Below are 23,126 nucleotides of genomic sequence, written 5' to 3'. Positions count from 1 at the left end.
TCCAGCGATTGCGGCCGTTTGTCTCTTGGAAATCAGGCCGTATTGAAAGCGGCTGGTACAATAGAGCTCAAATAAGGGACTATTTCAACAGCCTGCTAAGCGCTGTATGTAAGCGCCGGAGGAGGTTCGTCGCATCAGCCTTGTCGCCTCGGGTTCGCCACTCCCGGCTGATGCGGCGATAAATCCCGTTGGCGATCCATTGCCAACCAATGTTCAAACCAACTGTCTCTAACCTTGCTTGTTGTAACGACCGGCCACGGCGAATCTTTAGTCATATTTTTGACTTCCTGCAGAATTTTGACGCAGTTCACACTTTTTTCCCCCCCTCAAAGCGCACACCCTGTCATAGCCGCTCCCATGCATAAAAAAAACGGCGCTGAAGCGCCGTTCTGTTTCAGTTTATCGCCCGCCTCATGTCCGCGGCCTCCCTGCTGAAGCGACTTGCTTTACCCGTTTGTCGTTGAGTTCGGCGATACGCCGGATCAGGCCGTCCATGCCACCCTTTCTCATCTCCTTGGCAAAACTGCTGCGGTAGTTGGTGACCAAGCTGATACCCTCGATCTTGACATCGTACGCCTTCCAACCGTCATCGCCGCGGTACATGCTGTAGACCACATCCACTGGCCGGGCGCCCGGCCGAAACACCTTGGTGCGTACGGATACTTTCTTGGCGCCACTCTCGCCCCTGAGCGGCATGTGCTTGATTTCCCACTGGTCGAACTCGCGGAATGCTGTCGCGTAGGTCCTCACCAGCAGGCGCTGAAACTGGTATGCAAAGCTTTTTTTCTGGTCAGATGAAGCACGACGCCAGTGCTTGCCCAACACCAGGCTGGAGACCTTGGAAAAATCCACCCGGGGGATCAGGATCTCATCAGCCAGGCGGTAGACGTAATCCGTATCATTTATGACTCGCTCTCGATCCAGGTTGAGCACCACGTAAAGCTCATCGGAGATCTCCTGGATAACCTGCTGGGGTTCTGCCAGTTCCTCCGCCAACACAGAAACAGGAAAAGCGACTGCGACGAAAAACAGCAGCAAGATGAATTTTCCAGAAACTGAATAACCGATTTTCATTGCTCTTACCCTTTTCGCCCCTTACTAGCAGTATTACAAAACCTGATGACCGAAACTCTGCAGAGGCGGGGATCTCCTAAGCCTGAGAGTCTAGTGCGGACACGACAACAAACCAAGCGCGGGACAGGAGTTTCAGATAATTCTTACAATATAACGTCTACACCGTGCTCATCGATCCAATCCCGGATCCAGTGCGCCGGATGCGATCCACTGAAACGACCCAACTCCTCGCCTTTGTGGAACATGATTACCGTCGGAAAACCCCGCAGACGATAGTGCCCCGCAAGCCGCATATTGTCGTCCACCTCGACCTTGCCGAGTAGAATCTTACCCTCGCACCCATCCACCACCCGCTCCAGGGCAGGGGCCAGCGAAATGCAGGGGGCACACCAATCCGCCCAGAAATCGACCATAATAATTTTCCCGGAAGACGCCTTGATGACCCGCGCATCGAAATCGTCCTCGCCGACATCGAATATAAAAGGGGATTTTTCCTTCATCTGTTACAACCTGGGTTTAGAAAGCATCCAAAAGAAAGGGCGATACCATACCGGAATTGGAGAGAATCCCAACCCTGATGTATCTTATCCCCCCATCACACGCAATAAAGACAGAGATGTAGACCCATGCCCAACAAGAGCGCCCTCTCCTCCCGCTACCCTGCCACCCGCATGCGTCGCATGCGTCGGGACGACTTCTCCCGCCGCCTGATGCGGGAATCGCAAGTCAGCCCGGATGACTTCATCTACCCGGTGTTCGTACTCGAGGGCGAAGGCAACCGCGAGGCCGTACCCTCCATGCCCGGCGTGGAACACATGAGCATCGACCTGCTGGTACAGGAGGGGAAGGAGGCCCATAGCCTGGGCATCCCCGCTATGACTCTCTTCCCGGTTACGCCCATGGAGGCAAAATCCCTGGACGCAGCCGAAGCATTCAACCCCGACGGCCTGGCCCAACGGGCCGTTCGCGCCTTGAAGGATGCGGTTCCCGAGCTTGGCGTCATCACCGACGTTGCCCTGGACCCCTTTACCACTCATGGCCAGGACGGCATCATCGACGATAGCGGCTACGTACTGAACGACATCACTGTCGAGGTGCTGGTCAAGCAGGCCATCTCCCACGCCGATGCCGGCGCCGACGTAGTCGCGCCCTCCGACATGATGGACGGCCGTATCGGTGAGATCCGTGAAGCGCTGGAAGCCAATAGTCATATCCACACAAGAATTCTCGCCTATTCGGCCAAGTACGCCTCCAGCTTCTACGGCCCCTTCCGTGACGCCGTGGGCTCTGCAGCCAACCTGGGCGCCGGCAACAAGTACAGCTACCAGCAGGACCCTGCCAACAGCGACGAGGCCCTGCGAGAAGTGGAGCTGGATCTCAACGAGGGCGCCGACATGGTGATGGTGAAACCCGGCATGCCCTACCTGGACATCGTGCGCCGGGTGAAAGAGACCTTCGGCGTGCCCACCTATGCCTACCAGGTGAGCGGCGAGTACGCCATGCTGATGGCTGCCGCCCAGAACGGCTGGCTGGACGAGAAGGCGGTGATCATGGAGGCCCTGCTCGGCTTCAAGCGAGCCGGAGCCGACGGCATTCTTACCTATTTCGCAAAACGTGCCGCCCGGTGGCTAAATGACTGACAAGTACGCCGTTATCGGCAACCCCATCGAGCACAGCAAGTCCCCCCAGATCCACACGGCATTTGCTAAGCAGGCCGGCCAGGCTCTGGTTTATTCGCGCATACTAGGCGAACCAGGAAATTTCGCAGCAAATGTACGCCAGTTCATCGCAGATGGCGGCAAAGGACTCAATGTAACGGTACCCTTCAAAGAGGATGCCTGGCAACATGCAAACGAGCGGAGCCCCCGTGCCGAGACCGCAGGCGCTGTGAATACCCTCATTCTTCTCGATGACGGGCGTTTCCGCGGCGACAACACCGACGGGGTCGGCCTGGTGCGGGATCTCACAGTCAACCATGGCGCAACACTCAAGGGAAGCCGCATACTTCTCCTGGGTGCCGGCGGAGCGTCAAAGGGCGTTGTCCGTCCGCTGCTGGAGGAGCAGCCGGCTCAACTGGTGATCGCCAACCGCACTGCCGCCAAGGCGGTGGAGTTGGCGTCTGAACTCGCTGAGTTGGGTAGCGTCGAGGGCTGCGGCCTGGATGAACTAGCAGGCAGAAAGTTCGATGTCATCATCAACGGCACTGCAGCTGGGCTGGGCGGCCAGGTACCGGATATTCCCGATAACATCCTGGAGGCCGGCGGCTGGACCTACGACATGATGTACGCCAGCGAACCCACAGTATTCGTGCGCTGGGGCCAATCACACGGCGCCTCCATGGCGTTGGACGGTCTGGGCATGCTGGTGGAACAGGCGGCGGAGTCCTTCTATCTGTGGCGTGGAGTGCGCCCGGAAACCGCAGATGTCATCAAGATGCTGAGATAACGGCACATTTAACAGCAGATGTTATGGAGAAGACCTCCTCCATATTTTATTTTTAGGATTTTTTAACCCTGATCGCGGCATTTAGCCGCCAAATTGACGTAGTTGCCCGCCACGTAGTCGAGAAACTCATGCTCCTCGGCTGACAGCTCCCGCACTTTCTTGGCGGGTGAGCCACGATAGAGACAACCACTCTCCAGTACCTTGCCCCCCGGCACCAGGCTACCGGCAGCCAGAATCACCCGCGACTCCACCACTGCGCCGTCCATCACGATCGCCCCCATGCCGACCAGGCAGTGATCGCCGATAGTACAACCGTGGAGCATGACTTTGTGGCCCACGGTGACATCGTTGCCGATATTCAACGAAAAGCCCCCAGGATTGAAGCGGCTGTCGTGAGTCACATGCAGCACACTGCCATCCTGGATATTGGTACGCTCGCCGATGCGTATGGCATGAATATCGCCACGCACTGCAGTCAGTGGCCATATCGAGGAGTCACTACCAATCTCCACGTCACCGATAACCACGGCACTGTCATCCACCCAGGCATCATCGGCTATCTTCGGCTGCATTCCGTCAAAAGGGCGGATATTGGACATCTGGCGCTCCTCAAAATCTGTAAAAAACAGATGATATACTCAAACGAGGTTAACCAAGGAGCCTGCAATGGATATAAGCACCTTCGTCTTTCTGGGTATCGTTGCTGCAGTGATCATCTATGTCGTGATGATCTACAACAACCTGGTGACCCTCAAGCATGGCGTCTCCAAGGCCTGGGCCAATATTGATGTACTGCTCAAGCAGCGCCACGATGAATTGCCAAAGCTGGTGGAGACCTGCAAGCAGTACATGGAGTATGAGCAGGATACCCTGGAGAAGGTGATGCAGGCTCGAGCAGTCGTCTCTTCCGCCAGGGAACAGGGTGACGTGGGTGCGCTGGGCATTGCCGAAGGTCAGCTGCGCCTGGGCCTGGGCAACCTGTTTGCGGTGGCCGAAGCCTACCCTGACCTGAAGGCCAACGAGACCTTCCAGCACCTGCAGTCGCGCATCACAGGCCTTGAGAACAGCATTGCCGATCGGCGCGAGTTCTACAACGAGAGCGTCAACAACAACAACGTGCGCATCGAGCAGTTCCCGGATGTGATCATTGCCCGCATGTTCAACTTCATGTCCGCCGAGCTCCTGGAGTTCTCCGAGGAGGAGAAGAAGGACGTGGACATGAAGTCGCTGTTTAACGGATGACACTCGCTTTAAAGAATGACCATAACCGAACAGATGCTGCACCTCTCAACCGGGGAGTTCTGGCTCTTCCTCCTCCTTGCGGTGGCAGCATCTGGCGCCGGCTTCTGGTTCGCCTTCCGCAGCCTGATGCGCGCGCGGGTCATCGAGGATACACCGACGGCCAAGATCCGCTCGGCCCAGCAAGGTTACGTCGAGCTCAACGGCACCGCCCTGTTGATGGATGGCGAACCGGTACACGCACCTTTGACCGGCATCGAGTGCTGCTGGTACCGCTACAAGATCGAGAAACGGGGCGACAAAAACTGGCGCACTGTTGAATCGGACAGCAGTGACAACCTGTTTCTGATCCAGGACCAGACCGGCGACTGCATCATCGATCCCGATGGCGCCGAGGTGACACCCAGCGACCGCAGCGTCTGGTACGGCAGCGACAGGGAGCCTACCGAACGCAACCCCAAGCGAAACCCCGTTCTCCAGCAGCCCCTGTTCAAAGTCGCCAAGTTCCTCAACACCAATATGAGCAGCAGTTTCGGCAGCCGTTACCGCTATACCGAGGAGCGAATCTACTCCGGCGATATGCTCTATGCCATTGGCCTGTTCAAATCCCTGGATGACATGGACCACGCCAAGAGCCGAAAGGAACTGGCCATGCAGCTCCTTCGAGAGTGGAAGCGTGACCAAGGGACCACGCTGGAACGTTTCGACAAAAACGGCGACGGCCAGATCGACATGCAGGAATGGGAGAAGGCCAGGCGCACCGCGGCTGCCGAGGCTGGCAAGGAGTACACCAAACAGATGGAGAACCAGGTACTCCACACCCTGAGCAGCACCGGCTCAGGTCGCCACCCCTTCCTCATATCCACCCTGCCCGAGTTCAACCTGGTCAGGCGTTACCGGTACTACGCCGGCGGATCCATCATCGCTTTTTTCATTGGTGGCGGCATTGCCGCCTGGATGCTCGGCGCCCATTTATAGAACCTCCGACCGATCCCAATCTATGGCAAAATAACCTTTTGCATTTTCAGAGAGCTGTATACCCCATGGACAACCCGTTGCTCGAACTTGAGGGACTCCCCCACTTCACCCGCATCCGTCCACAGCATGTGGAACCGGCCGTGGACCAGCTTCTGAAGGAGGGGCGCGAGCTGACGGAAAAACTGCTGGATAGCGGCGCACCCTACACCTGGGACAACCTGGTGGAACCCCTGGAGATCACAGATGATCGCCTGGGCCGTTCCTGGTCGCCGGTGAGCCACATGAACTCGGCGGTCAACAGCGACGAGCTGCGAGATGCCTACAACGCCTGCCTGCCCAAGCTGAGCGACTATGCCACCGAGATGGGCCAGAACGAACAACTCTGCAACGCCTACAAGGCGGTGTTTGATAACGGCGAAGATCTGAACGACGCCCAGCGCAAACTGCTGGAAAACGCACTGAGGGATTTCAGGCTCTCAGGGGTCGACCTGCCGGCTGACAAGAAGAGCCGCTACAAGGAGATCAGCCAGGAGTTGACCAAGCTGACAAGCAAGTACGAAGAGAACCTGCTGGACGCCACCAACGCCTGGAGCAAGCTGATCACCAACGAGTCGGAACTCGCCGGCCTTCCCGAATCCGCCCTCGGCCTGGCAAGGCAGACTGCAGAACAGCGGGATGAAGAGGGCTGGATGCTGACCCTGGAATTCCCCTCCTACCTGCCGGTGATGACCTATGCCGACAACCGGGAATTGCGCCGGGAGATGTACGAAGCCTATGCCACCCGCGCATCCGACCAGGGCCCCTACGCCGGCAAGTGGGACAACAGCGAGAACATGGAGCGCATCCTCGCCCTGCGTCATGAACAGGCGCAACTTCTTGGCTTTGAAAGCTATGCAGAGAGGTCCCTGGCTAAAAAGATGGCACGCTCCAGCGACGAGGTGATGAGCTTCCTCTACGACCTGGCGGAGCGCTCCTGTCAGCAGGCCCGACAGGAGCTCCGGGAACTGGAGGCCTTTGCCAAAACAGAATACGGTGCAGAGGGCCTCGAAGCCTGGGATATCGGCTACTACTCGGAGAAGCTGCGCCAGCATCGATACGCCATTACCCAGGAGGAGCTCAAACCCTACTTTCCCGAGTCCAAGGTGCTCTCGGGCATGTTCGCGGTGGTCAACCGGCTTTACGGCATAGAGATCGCCGAGATCGATGGCGTGGAGACCTGGCACCCGGATGTGCGCTTTTTCGAGATCCGTGACACCAACGGTGACATACGCGGCCAGTTCTATCTCGACCTCTACGCCCGCCCCAAGAAGCGCGGCGGGGCCTGGATGGACGAGTGCGTGGTACGCATGTTCAATGAGCAGTATGACCAGATTCCTGTTGCCTACCTCACCTGCAACTTCTCACCACCGATAGGGGACAAGCCTGCACTTTTCACCCACGACGAGGTAGAGACCCTGTTCCACGAATTCGGCCATGGCCTGCACCACCTGCTGACCAAGGTGGATTACCCCGGTGTCGCCGGCATCAACGGCGTGGCCTGGGACGCGGTGGAGCTGCCCAGCCAGTTCATGGAGAACTGGTGCTGGGAGCGCGAGGCCCTTGACCGCATATCGGGGCACTACGAAACCGGCGAACCGATCCCTGCAACCCTCTACGACCGCATGAAGGCAGCCAAGAACTTCCAGTCCGGAATGCAGATGGTGCGCCAGCTGGAGTTTGCCCTGTTCGATTTCCGTATACACCGGGAGTATGACCCTGCCCAGGGCGGACGCATCTACGAGATACTGACCCAGGTCCGGGACAAGGTCGCCGTAATCAAGCCGCCGTTGTTCAACCGTTTCGCACACGGCTTCTCCCACATCTTTCCCGGCGGCTATGCCGCGGGCTACTACAGTTACAAGTGGGCCGAGGTACTCTCCGCCGACGCCTTCTCGCTTTTCGAGGAGCGCGGCATTTTCGACCGGGACACCGGCACCAACTTTCTGCAGAACATCCTGGAGATGGGCGGATCAAAAGACGCCATGGAGCTGTTCATCGGCTTTCGCGGCAGAGAACCCCGGATCGACGCCCTGCTGAGACACAGCGGTATAGCAACATGAAGAAAACCCTGCTCATTCTCCTGCTGACCCTATGGGCAACCCTGGTCCAGGGCGCCCACATCACCGACAAACTGCTGGTGGGCATCTACGGGAAGCCGGATGCCACCACTGAACCTCTCAAGGTGCTGACCAGCGGCACACCCGTGGAGATTCTCGAAAAGAAAAACGGCTTCTCCAAGGTCCGCCTGGGGGACGACACCGTGGGCTGGATGGAGACCAACTACATCACAAGTGAGAAACCGGCCAAGGTTAAGCTGCTCGAACTGCAGGCCAAGACAGGCTCCCTGCAGCAGCAGCTGCGGGAGGCTGAAAAAGAGCTGAAGCAGCTGCGCTCCAGCCAGGCAACGGCTCCCGCCCCCACTGACACGGAAAGCCCAAAGGCGCTTACCGAAGCCAAGGCACAGATCGAACAACTGACGGGTGAATTGGCTGCCGCCAAAGTGGCCCTGGAACAGGCTCGACAGGAGAGCGGCACCCAGGACAGCTTACTGGAAGCGGAAAACCGCGTGCTCAAAGAACGCATCAGCAAAGCAGCGACTGCCCTTCGCAACGAACTACCAACCGGTCCTCCACCAACACCCACAAACGGCTATCGTTTCTCTGCCTGGCATCTGGCTGTGCTTGTTGTGATCATACTAGTCAGTTTCATCAGTGGCATCGCTTACAAAAACTACGGCATCTCGAGACGCTACGGCGGCTTCAAGATCTGAATCCGGACTCAACTATATGCGCTACAAAGACCTTCGGGACTTCCTCAGCCAGCTCGAGACTCAAGGCGAACTAAACCGAATCAGCGTGGAGGTAGATCCCAACCTGGAAATCACGGAGATCTGCGATCGCACTCTTCGCGCCGGCGGTCCTGCCCTGTTGTTCGAACGGGTCAAGGGCTCCGACACCCCCCTGCTCGGCAACCTTTTCGGCACCCCGAGACGGGTAGCCCTGGGCATGGGTGAAGAGTCGGTAGAGGCCCTGCGCGATGTGGGAAAACTGCTGGCCCAGCTCAAGGAGCCAGAGCCCCCCAAGGGAGTGAAGGATGCCTGGGAGAAACTGCCCATGTTCCGCAAGGTGCTGGACATGGCGCCCAAGACAATCAAGCGCCCCCCCTGCCAGGAGCATGTGGACGAAGGTGAAGCCGTCAACCTGGACAAACTGCCGATCCAGACCTGCTGGCCCGGTGACGCCGCCCCCCTGATCACCTGGGGCCTGGTGGTGACCCGGGGTCCTGAGAAATCGCGCCAGAACCTGGGCATCTATCGCATGCAGAAGCTCGGCAAGAACCGCGTCATCATGCGCTGGCTCTCCCACCGCGGCGGAGCGCTGGATTACCGCGACTGGCAGAAGACCCACCCCAGCGAACCCTTCCCCATCGCCGTTGCCCTTGGTGCCGACCCCGCCACCATCCTGGGTGCAGTCACCCCGGTCCCGGACACCTTGTCGGAGTACGCCTTCGCCGGACTGCTGCGGGGCAGCCGAAGCGAAGTGGCCAACTGTATTGGCAGCGACCTGCAGGTACCAGCCTCGGCAGAGTTCGTGCTGGAAGGACACATCCACCCCGACGACATGGCCCCCGAAGGCCCCTATGGGGACCATACCGGCTACTACAATGAGGTAGAGAGCTTCCCCGTCTTCACCATAGACCGCATCACCCGCCGGCAGGAGCCCATCTACCACAGCACCTATACCGGCCGACCACCGGATGAACCCGCGGTGCTGGGCGTGGCGCTCAACGAAGTATTTGTACCGATCCTGCAGAAGCAGTTCCCGGAGATCGTCGACTTCTACCTGCCCCCGGAAGGATGCTCCTATCGCATGGCAGTGATTTCCATGAAGAAGCAGTACCCGGGACACGCCAAGCGGGTGATGATGGGCGTCTGGTCTTTCCTGCGCCAGTTCATGTATACCAAGTTCGTCATTGTTACAGATGACGATGTCAACGTACGCGACTGGAACGACGTAATCTGGGCAATGACCACCCGCATGGACCCGGCCCGGGACACCACCATGATCGAGAACACTCCCATCGACTATCTCGACTTTGCATCGCCGGTCTCCGGCCTGGGTTCGAAGATCGGATTCGACGCCACCAACAAGTGGCCGGGGGAGACGAACCGGGAGTGGGGCGAACCCATCACCATGGATCCGGCAGTGAAAAAACGCGTGGATGAGATCTGGGACGAGCTCGCCATTTTGGACGAATAATTTTCTGATCAGTGTCTATACTTTGTCTGACCTGACTTAGAAAAATAATAGGTACACGGGAGCACAATCATGCGCACCATCATGCTGATGAACGCCAAGGGCGGTTGCGGAAAGACCACCCTCGCCACCAATATTGCCACCTGGTTTGCCGATGAAGGGGCCAAGGTCGCCATGGTCGACTTCGACCCCCAAGGCTCGACCCTGGACTGGCTCGAAGCAAGAAAAGACTACGAAGGCATCCCCGTGATCGAAGCCATCGACGGCACCAAGGATCCGGTCAAACCCCAGAAGGGCACCGAGTACCTGATCATGGACGCTCCCGCCGGCACCCACGGCAAGGTGATCAACGAAATGCTGCGCAGGGTGGAGACCCTGATCATTCCGGTTCTGCCCTCACCCATCGACATGCGTGCCTGCAACCGCTTTCTGGAAGAGCTGCTGCATAGCGGCCGTGTATCCAGGAAACAAACCAAGCTCGCCATCGTCGCCAACCGCGCCAAGGAGAACACTATCGTCTACCACCAGCTGGAAGAGTATCTCGGACATCTGAAGATTCCCTTCCTCACCCACCTTCGCGAGAGCCAGAACTACATCCGCTCCGCCGAACGGGGACTGGGCATTTTCGAACTGGCACCTTCCATGGTTTGGCAGGACGTGGAGCTTTGGGACCCGGTGTTCGATTGGCTCACCGATCCGAAGAACTACCCCTAACACCTTCCCTATCGCCAGGAGGACCGGGCTCCTACATTTACTAGCCCTGTAGGAGCCGTGTCCTCACGGCGATAGCACCTGACATTCAAACCGTGCCTGACTAATGGCAGTCAGTGGCGATTAATCAGAGAGAACTCACCTCACAGGGGGGGCATCTTCAAACGAACATAGCAACGTCATTCCGGCGAACGACTGCATGGATGCAGGAGGTAGGGCGACGCAGGAAGCCAAAGCCGATGCCAGAATCCATATCTGAAGCGGTGGTATCTGGATTCCGGCATGCGCCAGAATGACAACCTTTATGTCGCAACAAGTCATCACTCAAAACAGGCGTCCAGCCCAGAATCCAGATCCGGGTACTTGAGCTCCACCCCAAGCTCGTCGAGCATCTTCCGATTATCCAGGCGACGTGACTCGGCCATGTAGGACATCATGCCGACAGAGAGCTTTCCCTCACCTTCCGACATGGGGATCTGGGGCGGCCTGGGCAGGCCTGCCTGATCGGCGATGCGATTGAAGTAGTCGGTCATGGTGCCGGGATTGCCGTCGCTGACGTTGTAGATCCCACCATCCACACCCCGGGCCATGGCAGCGATGCAGACCTGGACCAGGTCGTCGGCATGGATGCAATTGGTGAAGGGCGCCTCGGCTTCCCGTATCAGGGGCAACTCCTTGCGCAGGCGATCCAGGGGCAGCTTGCCGGGGCCGTAGATACCCGCCACCCTGAGAATGACCAGCTCCCGGCCGGACGTCTCACGCCAGCGGCGCAACACCTGCTCTGCATCCCAGCGGCGCTTGGCCCTGTCCACTACCGGGTTGGCCGGCCTGTTCTCGTCCACCCACTCACCCTTGCAGTCTCCGTAGACCCCGGTGGTACTCAGGTAGGCCACGCGCCTGGGCTGTCCATGCTGGGCGAAGCTCTCAACCAGGTTGCGAACCCGGGTATCCAGCACACCCTCCCCGGGCGGGGGGGCAAAATAGAAAACATCGACGCCCTCTGCCTGCAGATCGGGCATCACCTCCCGGTCCAGGTCAGAACGCAAAGCATTGATGCCCTGGGACTGCAGTGCTTTGACACTCGACTCGGAACGCACCACCCCCGTTGCAGCTACACCCAACTGCTGGCGCGCTTTCGCCACTTTGCGCCCCAGGTAGCCGCAGCCAATGATAAGCTCAGTTAACATATGGTTTTAATTCGCAGTAAAATAGTAGAGAATTCTGTTCATTCTAACTCAACAGTTCACAGTTCACAGTTCAAGGAATCATATGAGCTTCACAGTACATGTCACCCCCAGCGGTCACCAATTTTCGACAGAAGAGGGGGAAACCATTTTAGACGCTGCCGAGCGTCAAGGCATCGTCATGCCCTATGGCTGCCGCAACGGCCTCTGCGGAAGCTGCGCAGGAACGTTGGAACAGGGTGCTGTGAGCTATCCCGGTGAAGAAGAGAGTGACCTGGCCATTGGCGGGGAGAACCAGTGCCTGACCTGTAAGGCGGTAGCCTCCAGCGACATCACCATCCATATCAAGGAAGTCGAAAGCACCAAGGAGATCGAAGTGCGCACCCTGCCCAGCAAGGTGGACGAGATGGAACAACTGGCCCACGATGTCATGCGGGTCTATCTCAAGCTGCTGGAGAACCAGCGCCTGCAGTTCCTGGCCGGCCAGTATCTCGATTTTCTGATGGAAGACGGCCGACGCCGCGCCTTCTCAATCGCAAATGCGCCCCACGACGACGAGCGTATCGAATTGCACATCCGCCGAGTACCCGGTGGTGAGTTCACCGACTATGTCTTCGACACCATGAAATCCGGATCCATCGAGCGCATCCAGGCACCCCTTGGCGGCTTCTACCTGCGGGAAGACTCCGACCGCCCACTGATCATGATGGCAGGCGGCACCGGCTTTGCCCCGCTGAAGGGCATTATCGAACACGCCTTTCACATCGGCATCGACCGTCCCATCCACCTCTACTGGGGCGTACGCGCCGAACAGGACCTCTACCTGGCAGAACTGGCAGAGAAGTGGGCTGCTGAGCGCGAAAATTTCCAGTTCACTCCGGTACTCTCCGAACCCGATGAGGGCTGGACCGGCGCCACCGGTTGGGTGCACGAAGCGGTTGTAGCAGACTACCCCGATATGAGCGCCTACGATCTCTACATGAGCGGCCCGCCCCCCATGGTATTCGCCGGCAAGGATGCTTTCCTGGCCGTTGGACTGCCCGAGGACAACATGTACTCGGATGTCTTCGAGTGGGCGAAGGACAACCCGAACAAGTAGGCAAACTTTGCTGAAACGTTGAGAAAAGGGCCTTCGGGCCCTTTTTTCTGTTTAGAGACCAGTGCCATAGCTCAGTGGATTACAGTAACGTAGAGAGATGTCACTGAGCCGGACAGTGACCGATTCCCTCGTAACGGAATTAAACAAATCCCGGCCTTATCCGACACTATAATCAGTGGGGGAATATCAAATAAGTGTTAACAGGCCCTTGAGAATAACTGGCCAAGGGCTTAGCTATCGCAATAGCTCTCGACAAGAGGCGGAAAGATACAGTGCTGAAATTCATGAACAAGATACGGCGACACTCTGCAGTGGCCGGCGGCAATTTTGAGAAAATCTTCCAGGGAACAGAGATACCACCCTTGCCTTCAGCCATCTTCCGCATTGTAACTGAGGTCGGCAAAGAAGAGCCGGACCTTTCCGAGCTAAGCAACATGATCACTGCAGTGCCGGAAGTAGCCAGCAAGATTCTCAGCACCGTCAATTCCGCCTACTTCTCTCTGCCCCACAAGGTGAACAGCATCAAGCACGGGGTCACAATCCTGGGCCTCAAGAATATACGCCCCCTGGTACTCTCCTTCGCCATGAAGGAGTCTCTCCCCAAGCCAAAGAGCCAGCTATTCCAGGTCCAGGATTTCTGGTCCGACTCCCTGCTGAAGGCCCTGTTTGCACGCTCCCTGGCTGACATTCATTGCAAAGTCGACCGGGAGGAGGCGTTCACCGCCATGCTGCTGGCAGACATCGCGCTCCCGGTACTGCTCTCCTCCTGGGGGGAGTATTACGAGCCCCTGGTGAAGCAGTGGCAAACCACCCCCTGCAGACTGTCCGAAACCGAGCGGCAGAGTTTCCAGTGGGATCACGCCCAGGCCGGCGCATGGATTCTGCAGAGCTGGGACTTTCCACCAGAGCTGGAACTGGAAGAGACAGTGGCCCTCCCGACAATCACTGCCGCCCTGTTGCCCTGTTGCCCTGTTGCCCTGTTGCCCTGTTGCCCTGTTGCCGCCGATTGGTTCCTGCGCGTTTCACGCGGGTTATCGACAGCACCATCTCCGAATTCGACCTGACACCGGCTGCATTTATAGAACTGCTTGAGGGGGTGAACAGGGACTTCATCGAGATCTGCAGCCTGTTCGACCTGGCGCCGAATCATGGTCAGAGCGTCCTCGGCCAATTGCGGGAACAGCTTGAGGCGCGCCTCGAGGAGAGCGCTGATGGCTAAAGAGGATAAGTTCGAGGAACTGGCAAAAAAACAGACCAGTCCTTCGTCCGGGAGAGGTACACCCCAGGGCAGCCTGCTCTATCGGGCCGTGGCCTTTTTCACCCAGATGCAGCTGGGCTACCTGTTGCGCGACAGCAAGCATTCAAAGTCGGCCGTGCGCATCTTTGTCTTTCTTGAAGGTCTGGCTGCACTGGCGATTATTTCCACCGCCGCTTTCCTGGCTAAACTCCCCCTCCTGTTCCCTCCCCTGGGACCCTCTGCATTTATCCTGTTCAGAACACCGCTCTCCCGTGCCGCTGCACCTCGCGCTGTGTTCATAGCCCATAACATGGGCATGGTGATCGGGCTCGCCATGCTCTACCTGTTCGCCTTCCTATTCCCGGATGCCGACCTCCAGGGCAGCGATGCTCTCAACTGGCCACGGATATTCGCCCTCTCCCTGGCAATGGGCCTGACCAGCCTGGGAATGATCATGTTCAACTGCGCCCACCCCCCCCTGCGGCGGCTACTGCACTGGTGGCGGCCATGGGCTATTTCGACACGCCAATACAGATTCTGGCCCTACCCATTGCAGTGGGACTGCTGCTGGCCCAGGCCTTCGTATTCAATCGGCTACTGGGAGGGTTGCCGTTTCCCGCCTGGTCGTTCGACCCCAAGGCTGCGCGGCAATATCCAGACCTTGCCGGCCTGGGCGATCAGAAAGTCTCGCACTGGGAGCAGATCGCCGGACAGGTATTCCAGCGGCGCAAGTAGGAGCCCTGTCCCCAGGGCGATTCAAGCGACTACAGAGCTGTCGCTGTCGGAAGACAGCGCCTACATGATCAGGATTCGGCAAGCCCCAGTTTCGGAGGATTGATGTCAGTAGGCGTTTTTCCGGATTCTGAAGACTCGATCTTCACGGTTGAACGTTCCAGGGTGTCGGGCAGCTCGGGCATATCCGCATTACCGCCCAGGGCCAACCCCTCGCGAAAAGAGGCCATGGCCTTCTCGGTCTCACTCATCCGCTCCAGCAGTGCACCCAATTCACGATAGGCTTCCACGGAAGGCCCCACGCTGATGCTCGCCTCATAATAGCTGCGTGCCTTGCCCCACAGCTTGTTTCGCAGGCAGAGGCGCCCCAAGGCCAGTAAAAGTACAGCATTACCGGAGCGCTCCTTCAGCCACCCCTCCGCCTTGGAGAGCTGGTGTGCAGGGTCGCTACCGTTGACCCGGCTGTAAAGTTCTACCAGGTCATCACTCCACTGGCGACCGATGGCTTCAATCATCAAGGCCACCACGGCGTCATACTCCTTGCGGATCATCATGTGGTTTATATAGGTGCTGACCATCTCCTCCCGCTGCCTCACCGGGTGGGGGATGCTTTTCCAGGTCTCCATGAGGTGCGTGGTACTCTCCGACTGGGCCGCCCGGTTGATCAGGTTACGGTAGATGCTCAGTTCCAGTTCCTGCAACTCCCCGGACTTGATCACTTTCCGCTTTTTCAATACCGGAAGCAGTTGATGCAGTTCCTGCCAGTCACCCAGCCGCTCATAGAGCTCCTTGAGCAGCTTCAAAACGTGGGTGTGCTTTGGCGCAATCTGTCGCAGGTGCTTGAGGGTGGCCAGGGCCTGTTCGAACTGCTTATGGCTCAACTGAAGTTCTGCCTGGGTCAGGCCCACTGCAACTTCGGCGGACGGCATGCTCTCGTGAGCCATCTGCAGATACTGGTCACGCCGGTCGTGGGCACCTTGTTGCTGGGCGGAACGTGCGGCGGCGAGGTAGTTGATCAGGGGCGTATCGGATCGTGAAGCGTAACGGATCAGGTTCTTCTCCGCCGGTTTCCAGCGACCCTCGGAAAGCTCCACCAACCCCTGGGTAAGGGAGCGTCGTGCCAGGCGGTGCTGGCGTACATTTCGCCACGCCTGGAACCGCTCCGGAACATTCCAGATACGAACAATGCTACGCAACAGGGCGTAGAGCGCCATAAACAGAAGCAGGTCCAGCAACAGGAAGAAGGCGAGACTGCCTTCCACCGTCCAGTGTCCATAGCCGACGAGGATATAACCGTTGTCCTCGAGCACCACCAGCGTAAGCCCTACCGACAGGGCAAGCGCAAGCAGTCCGATGATGAGATTCTTCATTGTGCGCCGCTCCCGCTGTCAGCCTGCTTCATCCTGGAACGCAGGCCCACCAGGGAACCGGAGATGTCCGGCAGGCCCGGACTGATATCGATAGTCTTTAGCTCAGCGATTTCGGAGAGCACCGCCTGTGCTGCGGCATCTTCTGTATCGAAAAGATCGTTCATCCACTGCTCGGCGGTTTCCAGGCTCGCCGTGTACAGTATCCTGTCCCCACGCAGCATCGACATGCGGGCCGCCTCCAGCTGCAGCCGCAGGTTCTGGTAGACGAAGAACTGCTGTTCAGGGGGCAGCATGGCAGTCACCGGCTTGCCGTGATGACGGATCACCATGACCGACTTGAAACCCTCCCAGCCGTCCTGAAGCAGCGTCTTGAACGACTTCCCTTCGGTGGTTTCAGCAGGCTGCTCGGCTGTTGCCTCCACCACCCGCCGCACCGGCTCGGTACCGATGATCTTGAGACTATTGATGCGCTTTACCATGGCGCTCAACCTGGCGGAGAGGCCAGTCCTATCCAGCTGGGCTATGCCTTGCAGTGCTGCAATTTCTTCAGCCAGGGTCTGGCGCACATTGCTCCAGCCCGGATCGCCACTGTCACGCAGACGAGCATCGGCAGCCTGCAGCGCCTTGATCGCTGTAGCCACGTCCCTTTCCAGGCGTAACCTATGATTGGCCACCCGCATCAGGTACTCCGCCTCGGCCGCCATCCATGCGGTGCTCTCGTGCCCCACCCGTTCATAGACAGCGTCCAGTGACGCGCTCATCTCCTGGCTCTGCCTGTCCAGCCGCTCACGCTCACTGCTCAGCTTCTCATCCTGGGCAGCGAGTGTTGCCTTCTGCTCATCGATGACTTTTTTCTGGACCTCGTAGGCCTGGCGGGTTTCATCCAGGCCCTGCTGCAAGGCGTTGCGCGCCTGGTCTGCCTGGGTGATAATGCGGTTCATCTCCAGCAGAGATGTCTGCATGTTGTTCCAGTAATTGTAACCAAAGCCCAGCAAAGCCGTAACGCCGATCACCCCAGCCACTGCCAGAACCAGCGCCAGCCTGATCAGACCTGATGGGGCTTTTTCTTTCGCCTCATCCTCCATCTCCAACACTTCTGCATCGACGATCTCGCCTTCCGGGCGATCTGCCGCACTGTCGAAGCTCTCCAGTTCGGCGTCAGGTTCTGTTTGGTCACTCATTACTCTTTCTGGGTCCTGGTCGCTTTATTCTATCGGTGAGTCCTACCTCTATCCTACTGTGTAGGTGGTGGCATCGGCCAGTGTTTTGAAGGGACAAGCGTCCTGTCCGGTCTTGCTGTTTCCGTAAATCAGCCCTGCCGGGCAAGCCAGCCGCAGATCGCCTGAAGCATGCTGTGATCATCCGCCCCACGTGCCAGAATCACCTGCCTGAAACCTAGTCCTCGGGCGTGCGCCCTCATCCTTTCACTCACCACCACCAGGGGCATGGCAAGCAGCAGGTCCCGGCCCTGTTCGCCCAGGAGCGTGCAGAGGTTGTCGAGAATCTCGTTGCTGGTCGCAGTCACCAGGTCGATATCGGTCCAGCGGTTAAGAAGCTCTGCAGGATCCCTGTCTGGACAGAGGCGTTGGTACACCTCGGCATAATCCACTACCGCTCCTCTCTCCTGGAGGGCCTCCCCCAGCAGGGCCCGACCACCATTGCCGCGAAAGATCAGGACATGCATGCCCTCCACCTGCTGCAACTCGTCGCAAGCCAACAGCGCTTCGCTGTCGAATCCTGCATCGGGAACGATATCCACTGCATAACCTGCCCGGGCCAGGGATTGGGCCGTGCTGCGCCCGACGGCGCCGATCTGCAGATCCTCGGGGAGTCTGCTGTTTCCCAGCAATTCAAGGGCAGAGACAACGGCATTGGGGCTGACGAACAGCGCCACCTGGTAATCGGCAAGGGCATCGAGCTGCCTGGCCGTATGCTCAGGATCCGCGGGACCTCCAATCTCCACAGCCGGGAACCGAATCACCCTTCCGCCATGATCCACCAGTTGGCGACAGAGCCCTTCGGCCTGGTGCGCTGCCCGGGTCACGAGGACACCGAGCCCGGCCAGGTCACAGGAGAACGAAACGCCGGAATCGATCATGGTCGTAAGCCGGGATCACTCCTCGTAGAGGTGGGCCAGCACAACGTCTGCGCCCTGCCCCAGCAGGTCTTCGGCGATACCGATACCCAGGTCTTCGGCATCCTCTTTCGGCCCGTGAGCCTCGGCCCGCATGATCCGGCTGCCGTCGGGTTCACCCACCAGGCCGTGCATGTGGATCTTGTCGTGATTGAGAACGGCATAACCACCTATAGGCACCTGGCAACCGCCCATCAGGCGGTTGTTCATGGCCCGCTCCGCCTTGACGCAGAGGGCGGTCTCTTCATGGTGCAGCACCTGGATCAGTTCGTTGACCCAGGGATCGTCTTCCCGGCACTCGATGCCGATGGCACCCTGGCCTATGGCCGGCAGGCTCTGGTCCGGTTCGATATAGGAGGTGATGCGCGTTTCGAACTCCAGACGCTTCAAGCCGGCAGAGGCGAGAATGATGGCATCGAACTCCCCTTCGTCGAGCTTGCGCAGACGGGTGTTGACGTTGCCGCGCAGGGGGGCGATCTTGAGATCAGGGCGGCGCTCGGTGAGTTGGCACTGGCGGCGCAGGCTCGAGGTACCCACCACCGCGCCTTCGGGGAGCTCGTCCAGGTTCGAATACCTGTTGGAAACAAAGGCGTCGCGGGGATCCTCCCGCTCCAGGATTACCGCCAAGTGCAACCCCTCGGGAAGCTCCACCGGTACATCTTTCATGGAGTGCACGGCAATGTCGGCCCGCCCGTCCATCATGCCCTGCTCCAGCTCTTTGACGAACAGACCCTTGCCGCCAATCTTCGCCAGGGGGGTGCCCAGGATCTTATCACCCTGAGTGCTCATACCCACCAGTTCGACCTGAAGTCCGGGATGGGCCTGGCGCAGCTTTCGGGAGACATGTTCTGCCTGCCACATGGCCAGGGGGGATTTGCGAGTCGCGATGCGAAGGATCTTGTCACTCATTATTGTATGGCTTCAGTGCTGGGAAAATCGCCATCCTAAAGCCTACCCGCCAACGAGGCAAATCAGCGACGGCCTACCCGCTATAGCCGGGGCTTGTCAGCAGGCCTCAGGAGCCGTTGCGCTTCAACCAGCGCCGCACTTCCGGAAGGTGGCGCCGGCTGATCTCCAGTTGCTCGTCGGTGCCATCCAGGCTTGCCAGGGCATGGCTATCAGCCATTTTGACCAGGCCTATCAGCCGGTCGCAAGCGATCAGGGCGTTGCGGCGAACACGAAGAAAGCGGGAGCCAAAGCGCTCCTCCAGGGCCTTGAGGGAATCTTCTACAAGGGCCTCACCACCAATATGGCGAACAGTGACGTACTTCTGCTCAGCCTTGAAATAGATGATGTCGTCCAGGGGTATACGCAGCAGTCCACCACGGTAGCTGACATTGATCGCCTCGGCGACAGGGTGTCGCAGGGCTTCAATCGCCTGCACCTGGGCCCTGGTCAGGGTAGCGGCCCGCTGCAGTGCCACCGCCAATCGCTGACGCCGGATCGGCTTGAGCAGGTAGTCGACCGCGTTCTTCTCGAACGCATCCAGGGCGTGCTCCTCGTAAGCGGTGGTGAATATAACCGCAGGGGGCGTCTCCCAGCGGGCCAGTTCCGCAGCCACCGACAGGCCGTCCTTCCCTAGCATTCTGATATCGAGCAACAGTAGCTCTACATCCTGTTCGCGGCAGCACGCCAGCGCCTCTTCTCCATTGGCCGCCTCGCCGATCACCTGGTAGGGCTCACCCAATTCCCCGACCAGGTGACATAAACGCTCCCTTGCAGGGGTCTCGTCATCGACTACCAGTATCTTCATGCAATGAATATCCGCATCGTGTTAACAGGCCCCAAGACTCACTCGTTCCACGGATAGGGAAAAACCACCCTGACCTGGTGATCCCCATCCACCTTGCTGAGGGTCAGGTCCGCCTCACCTGCAAAGAAACCCTCCAGCCGCTGACGGGTATTCTCCAGGGCCATGCGATTTCCCTCGCGGTGCCTCTGGGTCGGCGACCCGGGCACCGTGTTGCGAATGCTCAGATTCACCTGCTGCCTGCGATAGCGGCCACAGACCTGGATCAGGCCGGGATCACTCGCCGGTTTAACACCATGGTAGACCGCGTTCTCCAACAAGGGCTGCAGTATCAACGAGGGGAGCGGTGCCTCGAGAGGGAGGTCATCGATATCCCACTCCACCTGCAGCCTTTCCCCCAAGCGCTCACCCTCGATGCGCAGGTAGTGTCTGCACAGCTCCAGCTCGTCACCCAGTGTGGATTTTTTCCGGCTGTCCGAGAGCGAGGCCCGGAACAGTTCCGAAAGATCCTCCACCACCGTCTCCGCCAACTTCGGATTGGAGCGGGTCAAGTGGGCGATGGTGTTCATGCTGTTGAACAGGAAATGGGGACGGATACGCGATTGCAGCGCCTGAAAACGGGACCGGGACTCGGCCACCACCTGCCTTCGCCACAAATGCTGAATATAGAAGTAGCGCAGCACCAGGGCGCTTACAATGCCGCTGATGATGAGGTTCTTGATGATGCTTGTCCAATCAACTTCGTAGTCCACGGAAATCGGCGAGAGAAACACCTGGGATAACCAGGCAACACCCAAAGTCACAAGCAGCACTAGGAGCCAGGCAATCACGCCTGCAAGGCTGTCGCGCAGCTTGTTGAGCTGCATGCGCAGCACACACAGCAGGGCGACGCTCATCAGCGAAATCCACTGGATATAGAGAGAGTAGACGCTGAGCTCTACGTAAAACACGTCAAAGTCATGCACTGAGACCAGGGCCAGCACGATGGCCAGCAGCTCCGCCGTAATAACCACCGCAAACACAACCCGAATGCTGCAGAAGTTAGGCAGAAATGAGGCGCTATGCACCTGCCCTTCCGGTTGGATGTCCCTGGAGTCAGCCATTATTTTGATTATTCCAGACTTATCGGCATGCTAAGGCCTTGAGAATCCTGATACAATTCGTCCCTTAATTATGAACCCTGTTTGATGTCAATTCACAGTTCCCGGCGAAAAAATGTGAAATGACGATAGATTCCCCGTTTTTTAGGAACAACCGATGAGCGACAAAAAACTCTGGTCCGGCCGATTCAATGAGCCCACCGACGCGTTCGTGGAGGCGTTCACCGCCTCGGTTGAATTCGACCAGCGTCTTTACCGGTACGACATCCAGGGCTCCATCGCCCACGCCACCATGCTGGCGAAGAGCGGCATCCTCACCGAGGCGGAGCGCGACAGCATCATCGACGGGCTGAAACGGGTTGAACAGCGCATCGACGCGGGCGAATTCGAATGGTCCGTCGAGCTCGAGGATGTGCACATGAATGTCGAGTCGGCGCTCACGGCCGATATCGGGGACAACGGCAAGAAGCTTCATACCGGCCGCTCCCGCAACGACCAAGTAGCTACCGACATCCGCCTCTACATGCGCGACGAGATCGAACTGATCCGTTCCGAGATCAAGCGCCTGCAGGAGGCACTGCTGGAGGTGGCGGAGCGGGAAGCCGGGACCATCATGCCCGGCTTCACCCACTTGCAGACCGCCCAGCCCATCACCTTCGGCCATCACGTGATGGCGTGGTTCGAGATGCTTGAGCGGGACCGCGAGCGCCTGGCCGACTGCAACAAGCGGGTCAACGTGATGCCCCTGGGCGCCGCCGCCCTTGCCGGCACCACCTACCCCATCGATCGCCACTACACTGCCGAACTGCTCGGGTTCGACCGGGCCAGTGAAAACTCCCTGGATTCGGTCAGCGACCGCGACTTCGCCATCGAGTTCAGCGCTGCCGCTGCATTGGTGATGATGCACCTCTCGCGCATGTCGGAAGAGCTGATCATCTGGTCCTCGGCCCAGTTTGCATTCATCACCCTCTCCGACAGCTTCTGTACCGGCTCCTCCATCATGCCCCAGAAAAAGAACCCTGACGTTCCCGAACTGGTGCGTGGAAAAACCGGGCGTATATTCGGCCACCTGGTAGGCCTCCTTACCCTGATGAAGGGCCAGCCTTTGGCCTATAACAAGGACAACCAGGAGGACAAGGAGCCCCTGTTCGATACTGTGGACAACCTGAAGGGCTCTCTCAAGGTGTTCGCCGACATGATCCCGGCCATCACCTGCAGTGAGCAGAACATGCGGGAAGCGACCATGGAGGGGTTTGCCACCGCCACCGACCTAGCCGACTACCTGGTACGCAAGGGCACCCCATTCCGCGACGCCCACGAGGTGGTGGGCAAGGCCGTGGCGCTCTGCGTGGAGAAAGAGTGCGACCTCTCCGATCTCACGCTGAATGAACTGCAGGGTTTCTCCAATGCTATCGCGGACGACGTCTTCGACGTGCTGACCCTGGAAGGCTCCGTGGCCGCCCGCAATCATATTGGTGGTACCGCACCAGAACAGGTTCGTGCCGCTATTCAGCGCGCCCGGGCACGGCTAGGCTGATACTGGCGCAACTACCAAGTAGAAATGTGCCGCCCGGGACCAGGCGCACGCTTACCCAAACGCTTCCAGGTCTATATTGTATTGCTCTAGGACACCGGCCATCTGCAGCCGCTTCTGCCCGGCTGATACCGCCATCACCTTGGCTAGTGGGCCATGCGATTAATTCGGCAACGCATTCTTTGCCCTATTCACCGAGGCAATAATTTTCTCAGCACTCTTGGTCCACTGGAATGGCTTGGCA

Annotated in this window: 23 protein-coding genes; 13 read left to right on the top strand and 10 right to left on the bottom strand. The window is 58.6% G+C overall.

Features of this window, described 5'->3' with window-relative positions:
• Positions 1-411 precede the first annotated feature (411 nt).
• Together BOW53_RS06570 and BOW53_RS06565 are read right to left on the bottom strand one after the other, a co-directional pair.
• The gene (locus BOW53_RS06570) at positions 412-1,074 is read right to left on the bottom strand and encodes an MlaC/ttg2D family ABC transporter substrate-binding protein (RefSeq protein ID WP_078486935.1); all 663 of its coding nucleotides are present in this window, start codon (positions 1,072-1,074) and stop codon (positions 412-414) included.
• A 143-nt stretch (positions 1,075-1,217) separates the two neighbouring features.
• Complete coding sequence (locus BOW53_RS06565; RefSeq protein ID WP_078486933.1) at positions 1,218-1,574, bottom strand: thioredoxin family protein; 357 nt, start codon at positions 1,572-1,574, stop codon at positions 1,218-1,220.
• 126 nt (positions 1,575-1,700) lie between these two features.
• On the opposite strand from BOW53_RS06565, the gene hemB reads away from it, so the two are divergent.
• The gene (gene hemB / locus BOW53_RS06560) at positions 1,701-2,714 is read left to right on the top strand and encodes a porphobilinogen synthase (protein ID WP_078486932.1); all 1,014 of its coding nucleotides are present in this window, start codon (positions 1,701-1,703) and stop codon (positions 2,712-2,714) included.
• On the top strand, positions 2,707-3,519 hold the full coding sequence (gene aroE / locus BOW53_RS06555; protein ID WP_078486930.1) for a shikimate dehydrogenase: 813 nt from the start codon (positions 2,707-2,709) through the stop codon (positions 3,517-3,519). The genes hemB and aroE overlap by 8 nt, the downstream gene beginning before the upstream one ends.
• Before the next feature lie 62 nt (positions 3,520-3,581).
• Here aroE and BOW53_RS06550 read toward each other — a convergent pair whose 3' ends face one another.
• The gene (locus tag BOW53_RS06550; RefSeq protein WP_078486928.1) at positions 3,582-4,118 is read right to left on the bottom strand and encodes a gamma carbonic anhydrase family protein; all 537 of its coding nucleotides are present in this window, start codon (positions 4,116-4,118) and stop codon (positions 3,582-3,584) included.
• Positions 4,119-4,185: 67 nt separating this feature from the next.
• Here BOW53_RS06550 and BOW53_RS06545 point away from each other — a divergent pair, with 67 nt between their 5' ends.
• The 6 genes from BOW53_RS06545 to BOW53_RS06520 all read left to right on the top strand — a co-directional run bounded on the left by BOW53_RS06545 (position 4,186) and on the right by BOW53_RS06520 (position 10,745).
• Entirely contained in the window at positions 4,186-4,761 is a 576-nt protein-coding gene (locus BOW53_RS06545) for a LemA family protein (protein WP_078486926.1), read from the top strand.
• A 15-nt stretch (positions 4,762-4,776) separates the two neighbouring features.
• A complete protein-coding gene (locus tag BOW53_RS06540; RefSeq protein ID WP_078486924.1) occupies positions 4,777-5,736 on the top strand; it encodes an EF-hand domain-containing protein in 960 nt (319 codons plus the stop codon).
• A 65-nt stretch (positions 5,737-5,801) separates the two neighbouring features.
• Positions 5,802-7,835 (top strand): oligopeptidase A, encoded by a 2,034-nt coding sequence (gene prlC, locus BOW53_RS06535; protein WP_078486922.1) that lies wholly within the window; start codon positions 5,802-5,804, stop codon positions 7,833-7,835.
• A complete protein-coding gene (locus tag BOW53_RS06530; RefSeq protein ID WP_078486921.1) occupies positions 7,832-8,545 on the top strand; it encodes a TIGR04211 family SH3 domain-containing protein in 714 nt (237 codons plus the stop codon). The genes prlC and BOW53_RS06530 overlap by 4 nt, the downstream gene beginning before the upstream one ends.
• Positions 8,546-8,561: 16 nt before the next feature.
• On the top strand, positions 8,562-10,034 hold the full coding sequence (gene ubiD / locus BOW53_RS06525) for a 4-hydroxy-3-polyprenylbenzoate decarboxylase (RefSeq protein ID WP_078486919.1): 1,473 nt from the start codon (positions 8,562-8,564) through the stop codon (positions 10,032-10,034).
• A 69-nt stretch (positions 10,035-10,103) separates the two neighbouring features.
• On the top strand, positions 10,104-10,745 hold the full coding sequence (locus BOW53_RS06520) for a nucleotide-binding protein (RefSeq protein ID WP_078486917.1): 642 nt from the start codon (positions 10,104-10,106) through the stop codon (positions 10,743-10,745).
• Positions 10,746-11,062: 317 nt separating this feature from the next.
• Here BOW53_RS06520 and BOW53_RS06515 read toward each other — a convergent pair whose 3' ends face one another.
• Positions 11,063-11,929 carry an SDR family oxidoreductase gene (locus BOW53_RS06515; RefSeq protein WP_078486915.1) on the bottom strand — a complete coding sequence of 289 codons (867 nt, stop codon included), beginning with the start codon at positions 11,927-11,929 and terminating at the stop codon, positions 11,063-11,065.
• A gap of 82 nt (positions 11,930-12,011) precedes the next feature.
• Between BOW53_RS06515 and BOW53_RS06510 the strand changes: the two genes are divergently transcribed.
• From BOW53_RS06510 to BOW53_RS06500, 4 genes are all read left to right on the top strand, one after another.
• Complete coding sequence (locus BOW53_RS06510) at positions 12,012-13,025, top strand: CDP-6-deoxy-delta-3,4-glucoseen reductase (protein ID WP_078486913.1); 1,014 nt, start codon at positions 12,012-12,014, stop codon at positions 13,023-13,025.
• Positions 13,026-13,309: 284 nt separating this feature from the next.
• Positions 13,310-14,089, top strand: coding sequence for an HDOD domain-containing protein (locus BOW53_RS06505; protein ID WP_078486911.1), 780 nt, complete (start codon positions 13,310-13,312; stop codon positions 14,087-14,089).
• 32 nt (positions 14,090-14,121) lie between these two features.
• On the top strand, positions 14,122-14,244 hold the full coding sequence (locus tag BOW53_RS13515) for a hypothetical protein (protein WP_281254031.1): 123 nt from the start codon (positions 14,122-14,124) through the stop codon (positions 14,242-14,244).
• The gene (locus BOW53_RS06500; RefSeq protein ID WP_172838800.1) at positions 14,237-15,100 is read left to right on the top strand and encodes an HPP family protein; all 864 of its coding nucleotides are present in this window, start codon (positions 14,237-14,239) and stop codon (positions 15,098-15,100) included. The genes BOW53_RS13515 and BOW53_RS06500 overlap by 8 nt, the downstream gene beginning before the upstream one ends.
• Here BOW53_RS06500 and BOW53_RS06495 read toward each other — a convergent pair.
• From BOW53_RS06495 to BOW53_RS06470, 6 genes are all read right to left on the bottom strand, one after another.
• Positions 15,066-16,364 (bottom strand): heme biosynthesis HemY N-terminal domain-containing protein, encoded by a 1,299-nt coding sequence (locus BOW53_RS06495; protein WP_078486908.1) that lies wholly within the window; start codon positions 16,362-16,364, stop codon positions 15,066-15,068. The two genes, BOW53_RS06500 and BOW53_RS06495, sit on opposite strands and share 35 nt — an antisense overlap.
• A complete protein-coding gene (locus BOW53_RS06490) occupies positions 16,361-17,545 on the bottom strand; it encodes a uroporphyrinogen-III C-methyltransferase (RefSeq protein ID WP_078486906.1) in 1,185 nt (394 codons plus the stop codon). Before BOW53_RS06490 ends, BOW53_RS06495 begins: the two co-directional genes overlap by 4 nt.
• Positions 17,546-17,673: 128 nt before the next feature.
• The gene (locus BOW53_RS06485; protein WP_078486904.1) at positions 17,674-18,462 is read right to left on the bottom strand and encodes a uroporphyrinogen-III synthase; all 789 of its coding nucleotides are present in this window, start codon (positions 18,460-18,462) and stop codon (positions 17,674-17,676) included.
• Between the two features lie 15 nt (positions 18,463-18,477).
• Positions 18,478-19,407: a hydroxymethylbilane synthase gene (gene hemC, locus BOW53_RS06480; protein WP_078486903.1), complete on the bottom strand. Its 930-nt coding sequence runs from the start codon at positions 19,405-19,407 to the stop codon at positions 18,478-18,480.
• A gap of 106 nt (positions 19,408-19,513) precedes the next feature.
• Complete coding sequence (locus BOW53_RS06475; protein ID WP_078486901.1) at positions 19,514-20,251, bottom strand: LytR/AlgR family response regulator transcription factor; 738 nt, start codon at positions 20,249-20,251, stop codon at positions 19,514-19,516.
• 38 nt (positions 20,252-20,289) lie between these two features.
• Positions 20,290-21,351: a sensor histidine kinase gene (locus BOW53_RS06470; RefSeq protein WP_078486899.1), complete on the bottom strand. Its 1,062-nt coding sequence runs from the start codon at positions 21,349-21,351 to the stop codon at positions 20,290-20,292.
• Positions 21,352-21,505: 154 nt separating this feature from the next.
• Here BOW53_RS06470 and argH point away from each other — a divergent pair, with 154 nt between their 5' ends.
• Complete coding sequence (gene argH / locus BOW53_RS06465) at positions 21,506-22,885, top strand: argininosuccinate lyase (protein ID WP_078486897.1); 1,380 nt, start codon at positions 21,506-21,508, stop codon at positions 22,883-22,885.
• Positions 22,886-23,126 lie beyond the last annotated feature (241 nt).

The organism is Solemya velesiana gill symbiont, assembly GCF_002020805.1.
Classification (GTDB): domain Bacteria; phylum Pseudomonadota; class Gammaproteobacteria; order Chromatiales; family Chromatiaceae; genus Sedimenticola_A.
This window is presented reverse-complemented; position numbering and strand designations above follow the sequence as displayed.

Coding starts and splice junctions, on each gene's coding strand:
- BOW53_RS06570 (WP_078486935.1), bottom strand. CDS start 1,074: ATGAAAATCGGTTATTCAGTTTCTGGAAAATTCATCTTGCTGCTGTTT.
- BOW53_RS06565 (WP_078486933.1), bottom strand. CDS start 1,574: ATGAAGGAAAAATCCCCTTTTATATTCGATGTCGGCGAGGACGATTTC.
- hemB (WP_078486932.1), top strand. CDS start 1,701: ATGCCCAACAAGAGCGCCCTCTCCTCCCGCTACCCTGCCACCCGCATG.
- aroE (WP_078486930.1), top strand. CDS start 2,707: ATGACTGACAAGTACGCCGTTATCGGCAACCCCATCGAGCACAGCAAG.
- BOW53_RS06550 (WP_078486928.1), bottom strand. CDS start 4,118: ATGTCCAATATCCGCCCTTTTGACGGAATGCAGCCGAAGATAGCCGAT.
- BOW53_RS06545 (WP_078486926.1), top strand. CDS start 4,186: ATGGATATAAGCACCTTCGTCTTTCTGGGTATCGTTGCTGCAGTGATC.
- BOW53_RS06540 (WP_078486924.1), top strand. CDS start 4,777: ATGACCATAACCGAACAGATGCTGCACCTCTCAACCGGGGAGTTCTGG.
- prlC (WP_078486922.1), top strand. CDS start 5,802: ATGGACAACCCGTTGCTCGAACTTGAGGGACTCCCCCACTTCACCCGC.
- BOW53_RS06530 (WP_078486921.1), top strand. CDS start 7,832: ATGAAGAAAACCCTGCTCATTCTCCTGCTGACCCTATGGGCAACCCTG.
- ubiD (WP_078486919.1), top strand. CDS start 8,562: ATGCGCTACAAAGACCTTCGGGACTTCCTCAGCCAGCTCGAGACTCAA.
- BOW53_RS06520 (WP_078486917.1), top strand. CDS start 10,104: ATGCGCACCATCATGCTGATGAACGCCAAGGGCGGTTGCGGAAAGACC.
- BOW53_RS06515 (WP_078486915.1), bottom strand. CDS start 11,929: ATGTTAACTGAGCTTATCATTGGCTGCGGCTACCTGGGGCGCAAAGTG.
- BOW53_RS06510 (WP_078486913.1), top strand. CDS start 12,012: ATGAGCTTCACAGTACATGTCACCCCCAGCGGTCACCAATTTTCGACA.
- BOW53_RS06505 (WP_078486911.1), top strand. CDS start 13,310: ATGAACAAGATACGGCGACACTCTGCAGTGGCCGGCGGCAATTTTGAG.
- BOW53_RS06500 (WP_172838800.1), top strand. CDS start 14,237: ATGGCTAAAGAGGATAAGTTCGAGGAACTGGCAAAAAAACAGACCAGT.
- BOW53_RS06495 (WP_078486908.1), bottom strand. CDS start 16,364: ATGAAGAATCTCATCATCGGACTGCTTGCGCTTGCCCTGTCGGTAGGG.
- BOW53_RS06490 (WP_078486906.1), bottom strand. CDS start 17,545: ATGAGTGACCAAACAGAACCTGACGCCGAACTGGAGAGCTTCGACAGT.
- BOW53_RS06485 (WP_078486904.1), bottom strand. CDS start 18,462: ATGATCGATTCCGGCGTTTCGTTCTCCTGTGACCTGGCCGGGCTCGGT.
- hemC (WP_078486903.1), bottom strand. CDS start 19,407: ATGAGTGACAAGATCCTTCGCATCGCGACTCGCAAATCCCCCCTGGCC.
- BOW53_RS06475 (WP_078486901.1), bottom strand. CDS start 20,251: ATGAAGATACTGGTAGTCGATGACGAGACCCCTGCAAGGGAGCGTTTA.
- BOW53_RS06470 (WP_078486899.1), bottom strand. CDS start 21,351: ATGGCTGACTCCAGGGACATCCAACCGGAAGGGCAGGTGCATAGCGCC.
- argH (WP_078486897.1), top strand. CDS start 21,506: ATGAGCGACAAAAAACTCTGGTCCGGCCGATTCAATGAGCCCACCGAC.